Below are 17,442 nucleotides of genomic sequence, written 5' to 3'. Positions count from 1 at the left end.
CCGAGGAGGGACATGAGTCTCGGAACGCCGGTGAGCGCGACGGAGTCGCCCGCCGCCTGGCCGGATGACGTGTTCGACCAGTTGAAGGGCTTTCGCGGCCTGCTCATCATGTACGGCACGGCCGTCCGTCTCTACCGGCACCTGTTGGCGGTGTGCGCCCTGGTCCTCGTCCCGCCGTTCGTGGCGCTGGTGGCCGTGCCGGTGGCCCTGGGCCGCCGGATCGCCTTCGTCAACGGAGCTCCCGTGCTCCTAGCGCCCTCACCGGCCGTCCTATGGATCTTCGTCGGACTCGTGCTGACGGCCGTCGTGGCAGGGTTCGCCTGCCTGGCCGCGGGCAGCCACCTCGTGGTGGACCACATCGAGGGCCGCCCCCTGTCGGCGGGGCGTGCCGCTCTGGCCGTTCTCCGGCGCCCGCACGCCGTGCTGCTGCTCACCGTCAATCTCGTGGTGATTCTCGCCGTGCAGGTCGGCGCCATGGCCCTGATGGCCCACGCGACGGGGTCGATCGTCGCGGTGGTGATCCTGGGCGTGCTGCTCGTCCTCCTGGCGCTCCCGGCCGTACTCGCCTGGACGGCGCTGCCCGACCGAATTCCCCCGCTGACGGCGGCGTACCACCTGGCAGCCCACGACTACTGGTGGACGATCCGGACGATCGTGGTGGCCTTCGCCGCCGTTCCTGGCCTGGCGCAGCTCGGCCTGCACCTCCTCTGCGCGGCGCTCCCCGTCCCGACCGGCGTGCAGATCGGCGACGCCCTGCGGATGACGGCGGCCGTCCTGCTGTTGCCGTTCCAGGCCGCCGTGCTCGGCTGCTGCTATGCGCGGCTCCATCAGAAGAACCAGGCACGCTGGGGATCCGTGGTGATCCGGGGAGACAAGGGCAGGCGCGGGCGGCCCGCGACCGCGACCGGCGGCGCGCCGGGCGGGCGGCGCACCCGCTGGTGGCCGGTCGGGCTGGTGCTTCTGCCCGGCCTGCTCTACGGCGGCTACGCGGTGGCCGGTCCGCTCAGCAGCGTGACCGACAACGCGATCGCGGGCGAGGACCTCGGCTGGGATCTCGGCGAGGACGGCCCAGGACCGGTCCAGATCGCCTTCGGCCCTCGCGGGTTTCCGATCGTCATCCGCGACCGGGGGTTCCAGGAGGTGACGTTCTGCGGCGACGGCACCTGCGGCACGCAGACCACCGTCATCCTGGACGTCTCCTTCGAGGAGCAGTCCGGGGCGGCGGTCACCCCCGACGGCTCGGTGGTGTTCGCGGGCTGGGTGAGGGAGCCCGATGAGGTCGAACGGCGGGAGCTCCAGCTGTTCTCCTGCCGGCCCGACGGCTGCACGTGGCGTCCCGGCCCGCCGTTGAGGACAGCGCCCGGCGACGTGCTCCGGCTGGACGTGGCCCCGGTGAACGCCACCGTGGTCGCGACGCGAGGCGGCATCGCCGTCGCCTCGATCGCCCCCGTCTCCGCGGACCGATACCCGGCTCCCGCACGCGTGATGCTCACGCGGTGCCCGGACCTGCGCTGCGTCCGCCCCCAGACGATCACGGTGGGAAACCTCACCGTCGCGGGCTTCGTCACGAACCAGAAGTCCCGCGCCCTCGCCGTCGCGACGTCTCCGGACGGGCGCCCGGTGATCGCATACGCGGACCTGATCAGGCGGAAGGTCATCATCGCGATCTGCGACACCGCGGCATGCGGGCATCCGGCCATTCGCGCCTTCGACATGCCTGACAGGTCCTCGCCACGGTACGACCCCCGGAGGTCCCTCGACGACCTGCGGCTCCAGGTCGCCGTCAGGCCGGACGGCAGACTGGTGATCGTCCACAACGGCGGTGGCACCGGGGACACGACGATCATGCTCTGCCGTGATTCGTCCTGCTCCGGGACCCCGCGGACGGTGGCGTCCTCCGAGCTGGTCACGCTGAGCGCCCCCGGCCTGGCCCTGGATCCGGCCGGCCGTCCCGTTCTGGCCGGATACGACGCGGCCGACCCATCGGTAGCCGTCCTGTCCTGTCGCGACGACGACTGCGCGGGGAGAGGCGTCACCCACCTGGTCCCCAGGTCCGACGTGGGCGAGGTGGACGTCGCCATCGGTCCCGACCGCCGCCCCCGCGTCGTCTGGTACGGCACGCTCGATGGCAGGAGAACTCCCACCTATCACGTCCTCACCTGCGCCGACGCCTGGTGTGGCCTGCGGCCGTCGCCGTCCTGACGAGCAACCGTCGCCGTTGGGGGGAGGCGGGCGGCCACGCCTTCTTCGCCGCATGGGGACCTGGGCGGAGCCCGGCGGGGGGCGGGGTGGGGGTGGACGCCGGGTGAGGGATTGGTACCGTTGCGTCCGACGCGCGCCGCGTAGCGAAGTCCGGTGAGAATCCGGCGCTGTCCCGCAACTGTGGTTCCCCGCCCCCGGGGACGAGCCAGGTCGCCTGCGCTGTGCGCCGACGCCATCGACCCTCGTGGAAAAGGGTGATCCGTCGCTTCCAGCGGGTCCCTCGATTCCCGGCATTCCCCCTGATGGAGGACCTCGTGAGGCCCGTACGCACGGCCGTCGCGGGTGTGGTGCTGGGCGTGCTCGCTCTGGCCGGCTGCGGCCAGACCGACGGCGCCGCCACGTCCGCGACCCCCACCCCCGCCGCCTCGGACAGCACCGGACAGGGCGCCTTCCCCGTCACGGTCCAGGCGGGCAACGGCGCGGTGACGATCGCCAAGAGGCCCGAGCACATCGTGTCGCTGTCCCCGACGGCCACCGAGATCCTGTTCGCGATCGGCGCGGGCGGCCAGGTGGCGGCGGTGGACGACCAGTCGAACTACCCGCCGGAGGCGCCCAAGACGTCGCTGTCGGGCTTCAAGCCCAACGTCGAGGCGATCGTCGCCGCCAAGCCCGACCTCGTCGTGCTCGCCAACGACCTGGAGGGCGTGGTCGCCGGGCTCGGCAAGGTCGGCGTGCCGGTGCTGCTCGAACCCGCCGCCACCAAGCTGGACGACACCTACGACCAGATCAGGGACCTCGGCGCGGCCACCGGCAACGCGGCCAAGGCCGACGAGGTGGCGAGCGGCGTCAAGCAGAAGATCGACGCTCTCGCGGCGGCGGCGCCGAAGGACAAGGGCCTGACGTACTACCACGAGCTGGACACCACGCCCTACGCGGCGACGTCGAGCACGTTCATCGGGCAGGTCTACAGCCTCTTCGGGCTGAAGAACATCGCCGACGAGGCGCCCGACGCGGCGGGCGGCTATCCCAAGCTGTCGGCGGAGTTCGTCGCCAAGGCCGACCCCGACCTGATCTTCCTCGGCGACACCAAGTGCTGCGGCCAGAACGCCGCCGCGCTGGCCAAGCGGCCGGGCTGGTCCGGCCTGTCCGCCGTCAAGAAGGACCGCGTGGTGGAGCTGGACGACGACGTCGCCTCCCGCTGGGGGCCCCGGGTCGCCGACCTCGCCCAGGCCGTCAGCGACGCCATGCAGAAGGCGGCGAGCTGAGCCGGTGACGACACGGACGCCCCTGGCGGCGCGGTGAGCGGTGACGCGGTGAGACCGGTGGTGGCGTGATGACGACGCAGGCCCGGCCACGCGGCCGGGCGCTGCTCGTCGCGTCCGTCGTGCTGGTGGCCAGTCTCGCCCTCGGCCTGATGGCGGGCGCGGCGGGCATCGCTCCCCGCGCCATCGCGCTGGCGCTGCTCGACCGGCTGCCGCTGGTGTCCGTGCACTCGGGCCTCTCGCCGGTCGAGGAGGGGCTGCTGTTCCAGCTCCGGGTGCCGCGGGTGCTGCTCGCCGCCGTCGTGGGCGGGCTGCTCGCCACGGCCGGGGCCGGCTACCAGGGCGTGTTCCGCAACCCGCTGGCCGATCCTTATCTGCTCGGAGCGGCGGCCGGGGCCGGTCTCACCGTGACGCTCGTCGTGGTCTTCCTGGGCGGCGACGCCGGGGTGGCCGGGGTGCCGGTCGCCGCCTTCGCGGGGGCCGTCGGCGGGGTGTTCCTCGCGTACGCGCTGGGCCACACGGCGGGCCGGGGCGGCGGCACCGCGACGCTCGTGCTCGCCGGGGTCGCGGTCACCTCGTTCCTCACCGCCATCCAGACCTTCGTGCAGCAGCTCAAGGTGGAGGAACTGCAGCGGATCTACTCCTGGATCCTCGGCGACGTCGGCGGCGGCTGGGACCAGCTCCGCATGATCGCGCCGTACGCCGTGGTGTCGACCGTCGTCATGCTGCTGCACGGGCGGCTGCTCGACGTGCTGTCGGTGGGCGACGAGGAGGCGGTCAGCCTCGGCCTGCGCGCGGCGCGCGTGCGCTTCGTCGTGCTGCTGGCCGCCTCGCTCGCCACCGCGTCGGCGGTCGCGGTCAGCGGGCTGATCGCGTTCGTCGGGATCGTGGTGCCGCACGTGGTCCGGCGGCTCGCCGGCTGGTCCTACCGGATCGTGCTGCCGCTGTCGTTCCTCGGCGGCGCGGCGTTCCTCGTGCTGGCCGACACGATCGCGCGTACCGTGCTCGCGCCGGCCGAACTGCCGATCGGGGTCGTCACGGCGTTCGTCGGGGCGCCGTTCTTCGTCACCGTCCTGCGCGTGACCCGGCGGGTGGAGACGTGAGCGGGCACGCCGTACCGGCCGTCGAGGCGCGCGGCGTGGGCGTTACGCTCGGCGGGCGGCGGGTGCTCACGGACGTCACGCTGTCGGCCGCGCCCGGCCAGTGGCTCGCGGTCATCGGGCCGAACGGCGCGGGCAAGTCCACGCTCCTGCGGGCCGTCGCCGGGCTGATTCCGAAAGAGGGCGAGGTGCTCGTCGAGGGGACGGCCGTGGACGACCTGCGCCCGCGCCGGCGGGCCCGGCTGATCGCGTACGCCCCGCAGAGCCCGGCGCTGCCGCCCGACATGACGGTCTACGACTACGCGCTGCTGGGCCGCACGCCGTACATCCCCTATCTCGGCAGCGAGAGCGCGCGGGACCGCGAGGTGACGCGGTCGGTGCTGGAACGGCTCGACCTGGACGGCTTCGCGTCCCGGCCGCTCGGGCACCTGTCCGGAGGCGAGCGGCAGCGGGTCGTGCTCGCCAGGGCGCTGGTGCAGCAGGCGCCGGTGCTGCTGCTGGACGAGCCCACCACGGCGCTCGACCTGGGCCACCAGCAGCAGGTGCTCGAACTCGTCGACCGGCTGCGCCTGGCCGACGACCTCACCGTCGTGACGACGCTGCACGATCTCAGCCTCGCCGCGCAGTACGCCGACGCGCTGGTGCTGCTCGCCTCGGGGCGCGCGGTCGCGGCCGGGCCGCCCGCGCGGGTGCTGGCGGAGCCGCTGCTGACCGAGCACTTCGGCGCCCGGGTGCGGGTGGAGCCCGGCCCCGACGGGCGCCCGCTCGTCCACCTGGTCCGCCCGTCGATCTCCTCGATGATGGAGGAGGCATGACGGAGGTCCCGCGGCCGTCCCTGACGTATCGGATGGAGGACGGCCTGCGGCTGGGCACGCTGCTGTGGCGGTTCGGGCCCGGCTGGCGAATGATCTCCTCGGCCATGCTGGGCGGCGGCATCGGCCACCGCGAGTGGGTGCTGAACGCGCAGGTGGCCGCCGGTTATTCGCGCATGGACCCGGTCGAGCACATGGACGCGCTCGGTCCCGGCGGTCCGGGGGTCGGCATGATGACGGCCGCGCTGGTGGAGCGGTACGCAGCGGCGGCCGACAGGGGAGCGGAGGCCGTCGCCACGGTCGGCCTGGGCGTGCCGACCTGGGCGGCCGCGCCCGAGGGCGTGCCCGACCCCGGCCTGCCGGCCGCCCCTGAGCCGGCGCGGGAGGCCGTCGGCGCGGGCGACGCCAGGGTGCGCGATGCCGGAGTGCGTGATGCCATGGTGTGCGATACCGGAGCGCGTGCGCCGCGCCCGGGGACGATCAACATCCTGGTGGCCGTGCCGGTCGCGTTCTCCGACCCGGCGCTGGTCAACGCCGTCATGACGGTCACCGAGGCGAAGACTCAGGCACTGCTGGAGGCCGGGTTCCCCTGCACCGGGACCGCGTCGGACGCCGTCTGCGTCGCCGTACGGGAGGAGGGCCCGGCTGAGGCGTTCGGCGGTCCGCGCTCCGTCTGGGGAGCGCGGATCGCCCGTGCCGTCCACCGTGCCGTCCTCGACGGCGCGCGGGACTGGCGAACGTGGCGGGCTACTTGAAGGTGATGCTGTTCACCACGTGGTCGATGTTCGATCCGTCGCACCGGCCGGCCGGGCAGAAGAAGGTGACCAGGACGGACGTGCCGGCGTCGCCCTGCCGGACGACGTAGGCGGAGAAGTCGAGCCGGCCGGCCTGCTGGGGGTCGCTGAGCACGCCGTCGATCCGGAACGCCGGCCTGGCCCCGACCGTCGTCGGTGTCGGCACGCCGTAGTAGGTGGTCACGCCGGGGAGCGCCGGGCCCAGGCTCTCCTGGAGCTCCATCGGCGAGTCGGATGTGCTCAGGGTGTTGCTGACCTGGGCGAACACGCCCGTGGCCCGGTCCGGCTGGCCCGTGATGATGGGGTTCACCTTCGACCAGTCGGTGTTGCCCGGCACCGCGAACAGCGCGTTGAACTCGTCCACCGCGGGGGAGGCGATCATCCACTGGTCGGCGTTGGTCCTGGCCTCGCCCCAGGCCGAGGGGTAGGACATGGTGAACGGCGCCGCGGTGCTGCCCGGGTAGGTGTTCCACGTCGCGGCGGTGTCCCCGCCTTTGGTGAGCAGCAGCGCGGCGGCGACGGCGATGGACACGAGGACCGCCACGCCGCCGATCAGCGGGCCGAGCGGCAGCCCCCGCCGCCGGTCCCGCGAGGCCGCAGACGCGACCGTCGCCTGTGAGTGCGGCGACCCGGGCGGGTACGACCCGTGCCCCTGCACCGCTGCCCCCTGCTGCATCGGCCCCTGCCGCATCGGCCCCTCTCCCCGGCTCGCGGCCGACGGGTGGCTCACGGGCGGGCGGGACGCCGCGGGCGCCGAGCCGGAGGGATGGGAGACGGGCGGCCTGGTGCCGGGAGGGAACGAGGAGGGCGTGACCGGCGGGTAGGACCCCTGCGGCCGAGACCCCGCGGATCCCGGGGAGACAGAGGAGACCGGCGAGTCTGGAGAGACCGAGGGATACGACGGAGAGACGGGTGGATACGACGGGGAGACCGGCGGAACCGGGGGATAGGACGAGGAGACCGCTGCCGGGTCGCCCGCGCCGCCGCTGATCGCGTCGCGCAGCGCGGACACGAACGCCTGGCACGTCTCGAACCGCTCGGCCGGTGACTTGGCCAGCGCCCGCGTCATCACCGCGTTCACCGCGTGCGGCAGGTCCGGCCGGTACGGCGTGAGCGGCGGCGGGTCGTGGGACACGTGGGCGTAGAGCAGCGCGAGTTCGGTGTCCCGCTGGAACGGCGGCTGCCCGGCGAGCGCCTCGTACACCACGCAGGCGAACGCGTACAGGTCGCTTCGGCCGTCGACCGGCAGGCCCCGGATCTGCTCGGGGGCGACGTAGCGCGGGGTGCCCATGAAGTGACCATGGCTGGTCAGCCCGGCCTCGGCCGCCGAGCTTTTGGTCAGCCCGAAGTCGGTCAGGTAGACGTGGTCGGACCGCGTGACCAGGATGTTGGCCGGTTTCACGTCGCGGTGCACCAGGCCGTGGGTGTGCGCGGCGTCCAGCGCGGAGGCGATCTGCGCGAACAGCGGGTTGGCCCGCCCGACCGGCAGCGGGCCCTCCGACTGCACGAGCTTGCGCAGGTCGCTGCCCTCGACGTAGCGCATGGCGATGAACAGCAGGTCGTCGCGCTCGCCGGCCTCGTACACCGGGATGATGTTGGGGTGGTCGATGCTCGCCACCATCCGGGACTCGCGCACGAACCGGTCGCGGAAGCGGTCGTCGTGTGCGAGCTGCGGCGCGAGCACCTTCAGCGCCACGGCACGCCCGAGCCGCTGGTCGCGCGCCCGGTAGACCGTCGCCATGCCGCCCCGCCCGACGACCGCCTCGACCGTGTAGTCGCCGAGTCGCCGCCCGACGAGCGCCGGCATCACGGGCCCCTCGGTCATGCGGTCTCCCCCTTGAACGTTCTGTTGATCACGAATCGACCGGGTTCCCGCAGAAGCCGCAGAAGCGGTGCCCCTGGCCCAGCCGCATGCCGCACTGGGTGCAGAACTTCAGCTGTGCCTGTCCTCGCGGGGGCGACGGGTTCGGCGGGTACGAATGCCCGCGCGGCGGTGAGGGGTCGGCCGGATGCGCGTGCCCGTGTGGCGGCGACAGGTCCGCGGGGTACGCCTGCCCGCGGGGCGGCGACGGATCCGCCGGCACAGGAGTCGACGGCACAGAAGTAGACGGCACAGGAGTCGCCGGCGGCGGCCCCACGACCTCGGGAGACCGGGCGGCCTCGGCCCCGAACACCCTCGTCACGGCGTACGGCGGCCAGGAGTTCTCCCCGGGCGGGTAGGACCCGGCCTCGCCCGCGAAGTCCCCCTGCGCGGCGATCCCGGGCTCGGCGACGCTGTGCCCGTCCAGTCCCGGGTCCGTCCGGCCGTCGCCGTCGGCCCGTGCGGCGGCGCTCCTGCGGCGCAGCAGCACCACCCCCACGGCCAGCAGGGCGAGGACCACGACGCCGCCGGCCGCCCACACGTACGGCGGCACCGACGACTTCGGCTGCGCCGCCGTCGTCGGGCGCGCCACCGGTTTGGCTCCGGCGTCCTCCGCCGTGCCGGCCTTGGACTGGGCGACCCGCAGATGGTCGGCCGCCACCGCGTGGTCGGGCCGCAGGTTGAGCACCTGCTGCAGCGCCGGTATCGCGCCGCTGTAGAGCTTGTTGTGGTAGGAGGCGAGCGCGTTCTCGTACACCACGTCGACCGGGCCGCGGCGCGGGGTGACCCCGGCGGCGACCAGCGCGCTGCGGATGTCGTCGGCGGGGGTGATGGTCACCGGCTCGTCGCCGCCCCCGGAGACGAACCCGACCACCTCGCTCCTGCCGTCGTCGATGAGGGCCGCGCCGGACGCGCCGTCGTCCAGCAGCTTGGCGACCTTGTCGCGCTCCTTGAAGGCCCGGCCGCCCGGCGGGTCGAGGTGCGCGGTGTCGAGCTTGGGCGGCAGCTTCGCCGACGGCCTGCCGGGCAGCGACATCACGTCGAGCGACTCGACCGCGGCGCCGAGTGTCGTGCCCAGCGGGACCGTGGGCAGCGACTGCTTCTCACCGCCCTTGGTGACCTTCAGCACGGCCGGGGCCGCGGGGGACGACCCGGTGGTCAGGATCTGCGCGGGCAGGCCTCCGGCCGGCGGCGGATCGAGGTAGGGGTAGACGCTGACGTTCGTCGCGACGTCGGCGATGCACGTCGAGTCGGTCCGCTGCGGCGGGTAGCACGCCTGGAGCCGCCGGTCGAGGTCGGCGTCGTCCAGCGAGTGCCGTTTGAAGTCGGCCGGGATCTTCACCTTGAAGTATTCGGCGAACACCCGGTTGGCGGCGTACACCCGGGGGTCGTCGGCGGCCTGCACGACCTGGGTCGCGGTGACGACCACGCCGTCGGGCGTGACCGTGAAGCCGCTGCCCTTCGCCAGGTCGACGTCGTAGTCCCGGGCCAGCTGCTTGATCACGCCGCGGTCGTCGAGGAGCGTGATGCGGACGTGTGAGGAGGACTCCACGCGTACGGCGCCGGGGGTGACCCGGTCGGTGGAACCGCTGGGATGCGGGTGGAGCATGGGCGCCGCGAGCGCGGAGAGCGCGCCCAGCCCCGCGATAAGGGAGTGCAGGCGGGGCATCTGCTTCTCCTAGGCCTGTTCGGATCGGTTCAAGCGTCTCAGCGCGGACAGTGTTGGACAAGGTGAGTTTCGTGACCGACACCCACTTGATACAGGGCGATGATCGCGCGGTCGCTTGACGTTGACTTGCAGGCCGATTGCGGACGTCTGTCGCCTGATGCGCGCTGTGCCGGGCAGGGATTACTCTGCGCGCATGCGCTTGTCCCCCCTCCGCTCGGTCCCTCGCGTCGACCTCCTGATCGGCCTCGCGATCATCGCGCTGGGCACCCTTGAGGCGTTCACGGACGCCAAGGACTACGGTGCGGCCCAGAATCCCGAGCTGTGGTGGGTCGGGCAGGCGCTGGTCACCGGTGTCCTGGTCTGGTATCGCCGCAGGGCCCCGGTAGCGGTCTTCATCCTGATGATCCTCGCGCAGTACGCCTGGCATCGGCAGGGCAACGAGTCGTGCCCGGTCTGGCAGCTCGCCGCGCTGCTCATCGTCTTCCACACGATCGGCGCGCATCTGCCGTTCAAACCGGGTGGGGCCTGGGCCCTGGTGGGCATCCTCGTCTTCGACTCGGGGGCCGTCGACCACCGGTTCCTGCCGTTCCAGGAGGTCGTCTACCTCACCGTGATGTTCGGCTCGGCGTACGTCACGGGCCTGGCCCTGCGCGGCTACCTCCTGCGCGCCCACCGGATGGCCGAGCGGGCGGCGCGGCTGGAGCTGGAGCGGGAGCGCCGGGCCGCCGAGGCCGTCGCCGCCGAACGCAACCGGATCGCCAGGGAACTGCACGACGTGGTGGCTCACAGCGTGAGCATGATGGTCATGCAGGCGGGGGTGCTGCGCCGCCGGATGGGTACGGCGCAGGAGGACGGCCCCTCTCCGGAGGCCGAGATCCTCGGCGGGATCGAGCAGGCGGGCCGGGACGCGGTGGAGGAGCTGCGGATCATGCTCGGGGCGCTGCGGATGCCGCAGGACGAGGCGCTGCCCCAGCCGGGGCTCGACATGGTGCCCAACCTCATCTCCACGGTCGGGACCTCGGGGCTTCGCGTGACGCTGGAGACCGAGGGCGAGCCCGTGCATCTGGCGCCCGGTCTCGACCTGTCGGCGTACCGGATCGTGCAGGAGGCCCTCACCAACGCGGTCAAGTACGCCGGGGACGCCGACGTACGCATCCGGATCGCCTACCGCCCCGACCGGCTGGAGCTCGAGATCACCGATAATGGCGGGGGCGCCGGACCGGCGCTGTCCACCGGCAACGGGCTCATCGGCATGCGGGAGCGGGCCGAGCTGTTCGGCGGCTCCCTCGACGCCGGGCCGCTGCCGCAGGGCGGCTATCGTGTCCGCGCGACGCTGCCGATCTCCCAGGGAGTGCCCATGAGCGAGGCCACGAATTGACCATCCGCATCGTCCTCGCGGACGACCAGGCGATGATCCGGGCCGGCCTGCGTATGGTGGTCGAGAGCGAGCCCGGGATGGAGATCGTGGGCGAGGCCGCCGACGGCGCGGAGGCGGTCGCCCTGGCCCGCCGGGTGCAGCCCGACGTCGTGCTCATGGACATCTCGATGCCGCGCATGGACGGGCTCACCGCGGCCAGGCAGCTGCTCGACGCGCCACGGCCGCCCAAGGTCATCATGCTGACGACGTTCGACACCGACGAGAACCTGTACGCCGCGCTGCGCGCGGGGACCAGCGGCTTCCTGCTGAAGGTGTCGCCGCCCGAGCAGCTCGTGGAGGCCATCAGGGTCGTCGCGGCGGGTGACGGCCTGCTCGACCCCGCCGTCACCACGCGGGTGATCGCCTCCTTCGCGGGCCGGCACGAGCCGGTACGGCCGCCGCAGCTCGCCGAGCTGACCCCGCGCGAGCTGGAGGTGCTGCGCATGCTCGCCCGGGGCCTCACCAACGCCGAGATCGCCAAGGAGCTCTTCGTCGGCGAGGCCACGGTCAAGACCCACGTCGCCCGCGTGCTCATGAAGCTGAACCTGCGCGACCGCGCTCAGGCGGTCGTGTTCGCGTACGAGTCGGGCGTGGTGACGCCGGGGTCGGCGCTCGGGTAGTACGACGCCCACTCGGCGTTCGTCATGCGCAGCACCTTGAGGCCGAGGTAGCCCATGGCGATGACGGGGGCGCCCCAGAACGGGATCGTCAGCGGGCCGTACGGCACCGGGATCGAGGCCACGTAGCCCACCGTGACGACGGCGGGCACCCACCAGTGGACGAAGCCGGTGCGCGAGACGGCCAGCAGGAGCAGCGGCAGGCCGATCATGCCGAGGTAGATCCACGGCAGCGTGAACCCGAAGATGACGCCGGGCAGGTTGAACACCTCGTCGAACATCTTCTGGCCCTGCTCGACCGGGTAGTGCTGCCCGAACCACCACTCCACGGGGTCCATGAGGAGCAGCGCCGAGACGCTGATGTAGCCGATGATCGTCATGCCCCCGGCGATGTGCCCGAAGACGACGGACTTCTTGCGGACCAGGTGCAGCAGGCCGAAGGCCGCGATCGGGACGAGCATCCAGCTCCAGTGGTAGAGCAGCGACTCCAGCTGGGCCAGGGCCGGGTTGTCGCCGTAGCTGACCATCTCGCGGTCGTCGCCCCAGGTGCCGGGGTCGACGAGGAGCGCGACGAACTGCAGCAGCGGCGCGACGAACAGCAGGGCTCCGGTGATGGTGCGCCGGAAGGCCACCGAGTCGGACAGTTTGAACATCGATCTTTCCCTTCGGGTCTTTCTCCCTACGGCCGGTGACGGTAGGTGAGCGACCCCCGGGGACTCGTCCGCCGCTCGGGTGATGCCTCCTCATCCGCTAGGGCGACTTATCGCCACGAGGCTAGGTATGTGTATATTTTCCGGAAGACGGCTCACAGTACGGGAGATTTTTCATGACGGCTTTCCCGGCGGTCTTGTTCGACGAGGCGCACAGCGAGGCGTGGACGATCCGGCGAGAGGTCGCCGAGGCCATGAATCCCGCCCACCCCGACGACAACAGCTACGCGGAGGCCGCCGGGGCGCTGCGGCGGCTCGGCCACACGGTGCGCGCGCACACCGAGGGCCCGATCACCCCGGCCGTCCTGGACGGGTGTGACGTCTTCGTGGTCGCCCATCCCTCGGCCGAGCGCTGGGAGCGCACCACCGGGGTCGGCAGCCCGGTCTTCTCCGCCGAGGAGATCGACGCGCTGGAGGCGTACGTCGCGGGTGGCGGCGGGCTGATCGTGCTGGCCGAGCACGAGCAGGAGAAGTACGGCAGCAACCTGGGCGAACTGCTCGCCCGGTTCGGGGTGACGGTCGAGCACGCGACCGTGCAGGACCCCGGCAACTGCCACAACACCGTGGCCACCTGGATCCTCGGCGTCCCCACGGCGCAGGCCGTGAGCGAGCCGGGCGGCGTGGCCCAGGACCTGCTGGCCGAGGTGCGCCGCGCCTGCTTCTACCGCGCGGGCACGCTTGTCGCGCCGGCCGAGGCGAGCGTCCTGTTCACGACCTCCGGGTCCGCCGACCCCGCGGACGCCCCGCTCGTAGCCACCGTACGGCACGGCCGTGGCCGGGTGGTCGTGCTGGCCGACTCCGACCTGTTCGGCGACGACTCGATCCGCGACTACGACCACGAGAAGCTGTGGGGCAACCTGGTGACCTGGGCCGCCCGCGTGCCCGAGGCGTCCGGCGCCGCCCGCGCATCCCGCCCCGAGGTGGCGGAGGAGTTCGCCCGGCTGAAGGCCGCCGTGGAGCGGCTGCGCCCGCTCCAGGCCAAGGACGGATCGGTCACCGGCGACCACGACGAGGCCGTGGCGTGCATCAGCGAGATCGTCGACGGCGTCGGACGGCTCGCGCCGCACTTCCCGCATGACGCCGAGTATCTCGACGCGGTGATGAAGGACTTCCGCGCGTGGGTGGCGGCCGGCCTCGGCGTGCCCGACTTCCTCGACTCGCTGAACGCCTTCCACCCCGACACCCAGCGGATCGACGGCCTGGAGCACCTGGTCGTCTTCCCCATGTACACCCAGAACGGCAACCCCAACCGCAACGTCGAGGCGGTCTGGATCCGGGTCGTGTGGCCCGAGTGGCTGGCCGAGCTGGAGCGGGGCGGCTACGACAACCCGATGTTCGTGCCGATCACGTTCGTCGACTTCACCTCCGGCTACGACACCAACTCGGCGGTGCTGTTCCCCGAGACCGTGGTCGTGCGCCAGACCCCGCCGCGCTTCACCTGGGGCGGCATCTTCTGCGACCGCGAGGCCGCCCGGTTCCGCCGGGTCAGCGAGGCCGCCGCGGCCACGCTGAAGCTGGAGCTGCCGCCGGACGCCGCCCGGCTGCTGGCGTCCCAGGACCTCGCCCAGGACACGTTCGTGCTGTGGGACCTCGTCCACGACCGCACGCACAGCCACGGCGACCTGCCGTTCGACCCGTTCATGATCAAGCAGCGCATGCCGTACTGGCTCTACAGCCTGGAGGAGCTGCGCTGCGACCTCACGGCGTACGGCGAGGCCGTGAAGCTGGAGGCGGCCGGCGTGCCGCACGCGCGGTACGTGCAGTACGCCATCCTGTTCGACCGGCTGTTCCGCTTCCCGATCACCGGCGAGCGGGTGCGCAACTACGACGGGCTCGGCGGCCAGCTGCTGTTCGCCTACCTGCACCGGCAGGGCATCGTGCGGTGGACCGACAACCGGCTCACGATCGACTGGTCGCGGGTCGCCGACGGCGTCGCCGACCTGCGCGGCGAGGTGGAGAAGCTCTACCGCGACGGCATCGACCGCTCCAAGCGGGCCCACTGGCTGGCCGCGCACGAGCTGGTCGCGACGTACGTCGAGCCCGACCCGGCCTCGGTCTGGAAGCAGGGCGTGCACGCGCTGCCCACGGAGCAGAAGGCCATGGTGGACGCCGTGCTGCCCGACGAGTTCCCCCTGAGCATGTTCTACGAGGCCCTGCGCCGTAAGCTCACCGACGTGGTGGAGTCGACCCGGGGCATCCGCGCATGAGCGGGGCCGGAGAGGAACGCGCGATGAGCAGGGTGATCCTGGTCACTGGAGCGGGCGGCCCGGCCGGCCGCGCCGTCGTCGGGAAGTTCACCGAGCTCGGGGACACGGTCATCGGCGTGGACAAGTCCGGCGCCGAGGGGTGCCTGGCCGTCGACCTGCTCGACCGGGACGCCGTACGCGGCCTGGCTGAGCGGGTGCGGGCCGAGCACGGCCGGGTGGACGGCGTCGTCCACCTGGTCGGCGGCTGGCGCGGGTCGAAGACCTTCGCCGACACCTCGCTCGACGACTGGGACCTGCTGCACGACCTGCTGATCAGGACCCTGCAGAACGTCTCGCTGGAGTTCGAGCCGCTGCTGCGGGCGAGCGGGAACGGCCGTTTCGCGATCGTGTCGGCCCGGGCGGCCCAGAAGCCGACGCAGGGCGGCGCGGCGTACGCGGCCGCGAAGGCCGCCGCCGAGGCGTGGACGCTGTCGCTGGCCGACGCGCTGAAGGACACCTCGGCCGCCGCGGTGGTCCTGGTGGTCAACGCGTTGGTGCACGATGAGATGAGGGCCGCGAACCCGGACAAGCCGTATCGGACCTTCACCGACGTGAAGGATCTGGCGGCGGCGGTCGCGGGCCTGTGGGACGAGGAGCCCGCGGCGGTCAACGGCCGCAGGATCGACCTCACACCCTGATCTACGCTGCTGATCCGGACCCGCGGCCGGCCCGACCGGGCCGGCCGCGGGGCCTGAAACCGCGATGGGGAGACATCTCGTGACAACCGATGCCGTGCGCCGGCACGACCCGGCGAGCCGGACGTTCGCCAGCGACAACTACGCGGGGGTGCACCCCGAAGTCCTGGAGGCGATCGCCCTCGCCAACGGGGGACACCAGGTCTCCTACGGCGACGACGTCTACACCGAGGCGGTCCGCGGTGTCTTCCGCAGGCACTTCGGCGAGCAGGCCGAGGTGTTCCCCGTGTTCAACGGCACGGCGGCCAACGTCGTGTCGCTGCGATCGATGTGCGCGCGCTGGGAGGCCGTGGTCTGCCCCGAGAGCGCGCACATCAACACCGACGAGGGCGGCGCCCCCGAGGTCACCGGCGGGCTGAAGCTGCTGACCGTGCCGACCCCGGACGGCAAGCTCACGCCCGACCTGATCGACCGGCAGGCGTGGGGGTTCGGCGACGTGCACCGGGCGCAGCCCCGGGTCGTGTCGATCTCCAACGCGACCGAGCTGGGCACGCTCTACACCCCGGCCGAGATCAAGGCGATCTGCGACCACGCCCATGAGCTGGGGATGTACGTCCACCTCGACGGGTCGCGGATCACCAACGCGGCCGCCGCCCTGGACGTGCCGCTGCGCGCCCTGACCACGGACGCGGGGGTCGACGTGCTGTCCTTCGGCGGCACCAAGATCGGTCTGATGCTGGGCGAGGTCGTCGTCGTGCTGAACCCGGAGGCGTCGCGCGGCCTGCCGTACCTGCGCAAGACGAGCATGCAGCTCGCCTCGAAGATGCGGTTCGTGTCGGTGCAGTTCGAGGCCCTGCTCGGGGGCGACCTGTGGCTGCGCAACGCCCGCCAGGCCAACGCGATGGCCCGGCGGCTCGCCGACGCCGTACGGGACCTGCCCGGGGTGAGCGTGCCGCGCCCGGTCGAGGCCAACGCGGTGTTCGCGATCCTGCCGGCCGACGCGGCCGACCGGCTGCGCAAGCGGTTCCGGTTCTACAACTGGAACGAGCAGGTCGGCGGGGGCATGGTCGAGGTGCGGTGGATGTGCGCCTTCGACACCACCGAGGCCGACGTGGACGCGTTCGCCGCGGCGCTGGCCGAGGAACTGCGGGCCTGACGTCGCATCCGAGTCGCGGCGGCCGGTCGCGGGCGTCTCCCCGGCCGGCCGCGGCTCTCGAGATCAAGGACCTGCACCGGCGACCGACGAGAGGCCCGGCTCGGCCGAAGCCTCCCGGCCGGGCCACGCGATGTCGTCGACCGCCAGAAACGGCTCGGCCGCCACGCTCGCCGGGGTCACGCCGGTGAACTCCACGACGTCCCGATGCAGGTGGGACTGGTCGGCGTAGCCGGCCTCGACCGCGACCTGGGCGGCGCTTCCACCCGCGACCAGGCGGTGGGCGGCATGGTCGAAGCGGACCAGCTTCGCGGCGCGCTTGGGCGGCAGGCCGATCTGCGAGTGGAACCGCGACCACAGGCGCTTACGGCTCCATCCCACTTCGGCGGCCAGCCGGTCGACCCGGACCAGGCCGCGGCCGCCGACGATCCGGCGCCAGGCCCAGGCCACCTCCGGGTCCACGGGCGGCCCCGCCTCATGCCGGCGGGCGAGCAGCGCGTCGGTCAGCGCGAAGCGATCCTCCCAGGAGGAGACCTCGCCCAGTCGCTCACGGATCCGCGACGCCTCCCGGCCCCACAGCTCGTCGAGGGCCACCACGGCGCCGTCGAGGCCGGCGGGGGAGACGCCCAGAATCGCGCGTGCGACGACCGGGGACAGGCGCACCTGCACGCACTCGACGTTCTCACCCCGCGCCCGGACCGCGCCGCCGGACCCGAGCCCGGGCCCGGCGACCAGACTTCCCCCTTGCTGCCGCCCCGCGGCGTAGTGCACGACGGGCGAACCGGCGCCGAACTCCAGGAGCAGCGTCACGGCCGGGTGCGGGACCATCCGGAGCGCGTCCATGTCGGCGACGCGGAACCCGGCCATGGTGACACCGGCCACCCGGCTGGGCCGCCGCGGGCAGGCGACGTCCCACACGGCCTCACCGTGCACGAATGTCGACATGGCCTCCAGGCTATGCGGG

14 protein-coding genes and 1 riboswitch are annotated in these 17,442 nt (G+C 72.6%); of the genes, 10 read left to right on the top strand and 4 right to left on the bottom strand.

What is annotated here, in order from left to right; genetic code table 11:
• Positions 1–12: 12 nt before the first annotated feature.
• The 5 genes from Msi02_RS02815 to Msi02_RS02795 all read left to right on the top strand — a co-directional run bounded on the left by Msi02_RS02815 (position 13) and on the right by Msi02_RS02795 (position 6,131).
• Entirely contained in the window at positions 13–2,202 is a 2,190-nt protein-coding gene (locus Msi02_RS02815; RefSeq protein ID WP_204046905.1) for a hypothetical protein, read from the top strand.
• Positions 2,203–2,307: 105 nt separating this feature from the next.
• Positions 2,308–2,438: riboswitch (cobalamin riboswitch) on the top strand.
• Between the two features lie 78 nt (positions 2,439–2,516).
• On the top strand, positions 2,517–3,467 hold the full coding sequence (locus tag Msi02_RS02810) for an ABC transporter substrate-binding protein (RefSeq protein WP_204046904.1): 951 nt from the start codon (positions 2,517–2,519) through the stop codon (positions 3,465–3,467).
• Positions 3,468–3,535: 68 nt separating this feature from the next.
• Positions 3,536–4,567, top strand: a complete 1,032-nt coding sequence (locus Msi02_RS02805) for a FecCD family ABC transporter permease (RefSeq protein ID WP_204046903.1) — start codon at positions 3,536–3,538, stop codon at positions 4,565–4,567.
• Complete coding sequence (locus Msi02_RS02800; RefSeq protein WP_204046902.1) at positions 4,564–5,379, top strand: ABC transporter ATP-binding protein; 816 nt, start codon at positions 4,564–4,566, stop codon at positions 5,377–5,379. The genes Msi02_RS02805 and Msi02_RS02800 overlap by 4 nt, the downstream gene beginning before the upstream one ends.
• The gene (locus Msi02_RS02795) at positions 5,376–6,131 is read left to right on the top strand and encodes an adenosylcobinamide amidohydrolase (protein ID WP_204046901.1); all 756 of its coding nucleotides are present in this window, start codon (positions 5,376–5,378) and stop codon (positions 6,129–6,131) included. Before Msi02_RS02800 ends, Msi02_RS02795 begins: the two co-directional genes overlap by 4 nt.
• Here Msi02_RS02795 and Msi02_RS42930 read toward each other — a convergent pair.
• Positions 6,124–7,995, bottom strand: coding sequence for a serine/threonine-protein kinase (locus Msi02_RS42930; protein ID WP_239108061.1), 1,872 nt, complete (start codon positions 7,993–7,995; stop codon positions 6,124–6,126). The two genes, Msi02_RS02795 and Msi02_RS42930, sit on opposite strands and share 8 nt — an antisense overlap.
• Positions 7,996–8,023: 28 nt before the next feature.
• Complete coding sequence (locus Msi02_RS02785; RefSeq protein ID WP_204046900.1) at positions 8,024–9,700, bottom strand: zinc ribbon domain-containing protein; 1,677 nt, start codon at positions 9,698–9,700, stop codon at positions 8,024–8,026.
• Positions 9,701–9,893: 193 nt separating this feature from the next.
• Between Msi02_RS02785 and Msi02_RS02780 the strand changes: the two genes are divergently transcribed.
• Both Msi02_RS02780 and Msi02_RS02775 read left to right on the top strand, forming a co-directional pair.
• Positions 9,894–11,078, top strand: a complete 1,185-nt coding sequence (locus Msi02_RS02780) for a sensor histidine kinase (RefSeq protein WP_204046899.1) — start codon at positions 9,894–9,896, stop codon at positions 11,076–11,078.
• Positions 11,075–11,737: a response regulator gene (locus Msi02_RS02775; RefSeq protein WP_079314277.1), complete on the top strand. Its 663-nt coding sequence runs from the start codon at positions 11,075–11,077 to the stop codon at positions 11,735–11,737. The genes Msi02_RS02780 and Msi02_RS02775 overlap by 4 nt, the downstream gene beginning before the upstream one ends.
• Here Msi02_RS02775 and Msi02_RS02770 read toward each other — a convergent pair.
• Entirely contained in the window at positions 11,677–12,387 is a 711-nt protein-coding gene (locus Msi02_RS02770; RefSeq protein ID WP_204046898.1) for a hypothetical protein, read from the bottom strand. The genes Msi02_RS02775 and Msi02_RS02770 overlap by 61 nt on opposite strands.
• 173 nt (positions 12,388–12,560) lie before the next feature.
• Here Msi02_RS02770 and Msi02_RS02765 point away from each other — a divergent pair, with 173 nt between their 5' ends.
• From Msi02_RS02765 to Msi02_RS02755, 3 genes are all read left to right on the top strand, one after another.
• Positions 12,561–14,651: a DUF6421 family protein gene (locus Msi02_RS02765; protein WP_204046897.1), complete on the top strand. Its 2,091-nt coding sequence runs from the start codon at positions 12,561–12,563 to the stop codon at positions 14,649–14,651.
• A 23-nt stretch (positions 14,652–14,674) separates the two neighbouring features.
• Positions 14,675–15,328, top strand: coding sequence for an SDR family NAD(P)-dependent oxidoreductase (locus Msi02_RS02760; RefSeq protein ID WP_079314274.1), 654 nt, complete (start codon positions 14,675–14,677; stop codon positions 15,326–15,328).
• Between the two features lie 64 nt (positions 15,329–15,392).
• Positions 15,393–16,481 (top strand): threonine aldolase family protein, encoded by a 1,089-nt coding sequence (locus tag Msi02_RS02755; RefSeq protein ID WP_204046896.1) that lies wholly within the window; start codon positions 15,393–15,395, stop codon positions 16,479–16,481.
• Between the two features lie 63 nt (positions 16,482–16,544).
• On the opposite strand, the gene Msi02_RS02750 is transcribed toward Msi02_RS02755, so the two are convergent.
• Positions 16,545–17,423: a helix-turn-helix domain-containing protein gene (locus Msi02_RS02750; protein ID WP_239108060.1), complete on the bottom strand. Its 879-nt coding sequence runs from the start codon at positions 17,421–17,423 to the stop codon at positions 16,545–16,547.
• Between the last annotated feature and the right edge of the window lie 19 nt (positions 17,424–17,442).

The sequence above is a fragment of the Microbispora siamensis genome (assembly GCF_016863095.1).
GTDB lineage: Bacteria > Actinomycetota > Actinomycetes > Streptosporangiales > Streptosporangiaceae > Microbispora > Microbispora siamensis.
The sequence above is the reverse complement of the archived record's forward strand: the minus strand, read 5'-3'. Positions and strand labels throughout refer to the sequence as shown.

Excerpts from the sequence above, each read along its gene's own strand:
- Msi02_RS02815 (WP_204046905.1), top strand. The coding sequence starts at position 13 with ATGAGTCTCGGAACGCCGGTGAGCGCGACGGAGTCGCCCGCCGCCTGG.
- Msi02_RS02805 (WP_204046903.1), top strand. The coding sequence starts at position 3,536 with ATGACGACGCAGGCCCGGCCACGCGGCCGGGCGCTGCTCGTCGCGTCC.
- Msi02_RS02795 (WP_204046901.1), top strand. The coding sequence starts at position 5,376 with ATGACGGAGGTCCCGCGGCCGTCCCTGACGTATCGGATGGAGGACGGC.
- Msi02_RS42930 (WP_239108061.1), bottom strand. The coding sequence starts at position 7,995 with ATGACCGAGGGGCCCGTGATGCCGGCGCTCGTCGGGCGGCGACTCGGC.
- Msi02_RS02785 (WP_204046900.1), bottom strand. The coding sequence starts at position 9,700 with ATGCCCCGCCTGCACTCCCTTATCGCGGGGCTGGGCGCGCTCTCCGCG.
- Msi02_RS02780 (WP_204046899.1), top strand. The coding sequence starts at position 9,894 with ATGCGCTTGTCCCCCCTCCGCTCGGTCCCTCGCGTCGACCTCCTGATC.
- Msi02_RS02770 (WP_204046898.1), bottom strand. The coding sequence starts at position 12,387 with ATGTTCAAACTGTCCGACTCGGTGGCCTTCCGGCGCACCATCACCGGA.
- Msi02_RS02765 (WP_204046897.1), top strand. The coding sequence starts at position 12,561 with ATGACGGCTTTCCCGGCGGTCTTGTTCGACGAGGCGCACAGCGAGGCG.
- Msi02_RS02760 (WP_079314274.1), top strand. The coding sequence starts at position 14,675 with ATGAGCAGGGTGATCCTGGTCACTGGAGCGGGCGGCCCGGCCGGCCGC.
- Msi02_RS02755 (WP_204046896.1), top strand. The coding sequence starts at position 15,393 with ATGGGGAGACATCTCGTGACAACCGATGCCGTGCGCCGGCACGACCCG.
- Msi02_RS02750 (WP_239108060.1), bottom strand. The coding sequence starts at position 17,423 with ATGTCGACATTCGTGCACGGTGAGGCCGTGTGGGACGTCGCCTGCCCG.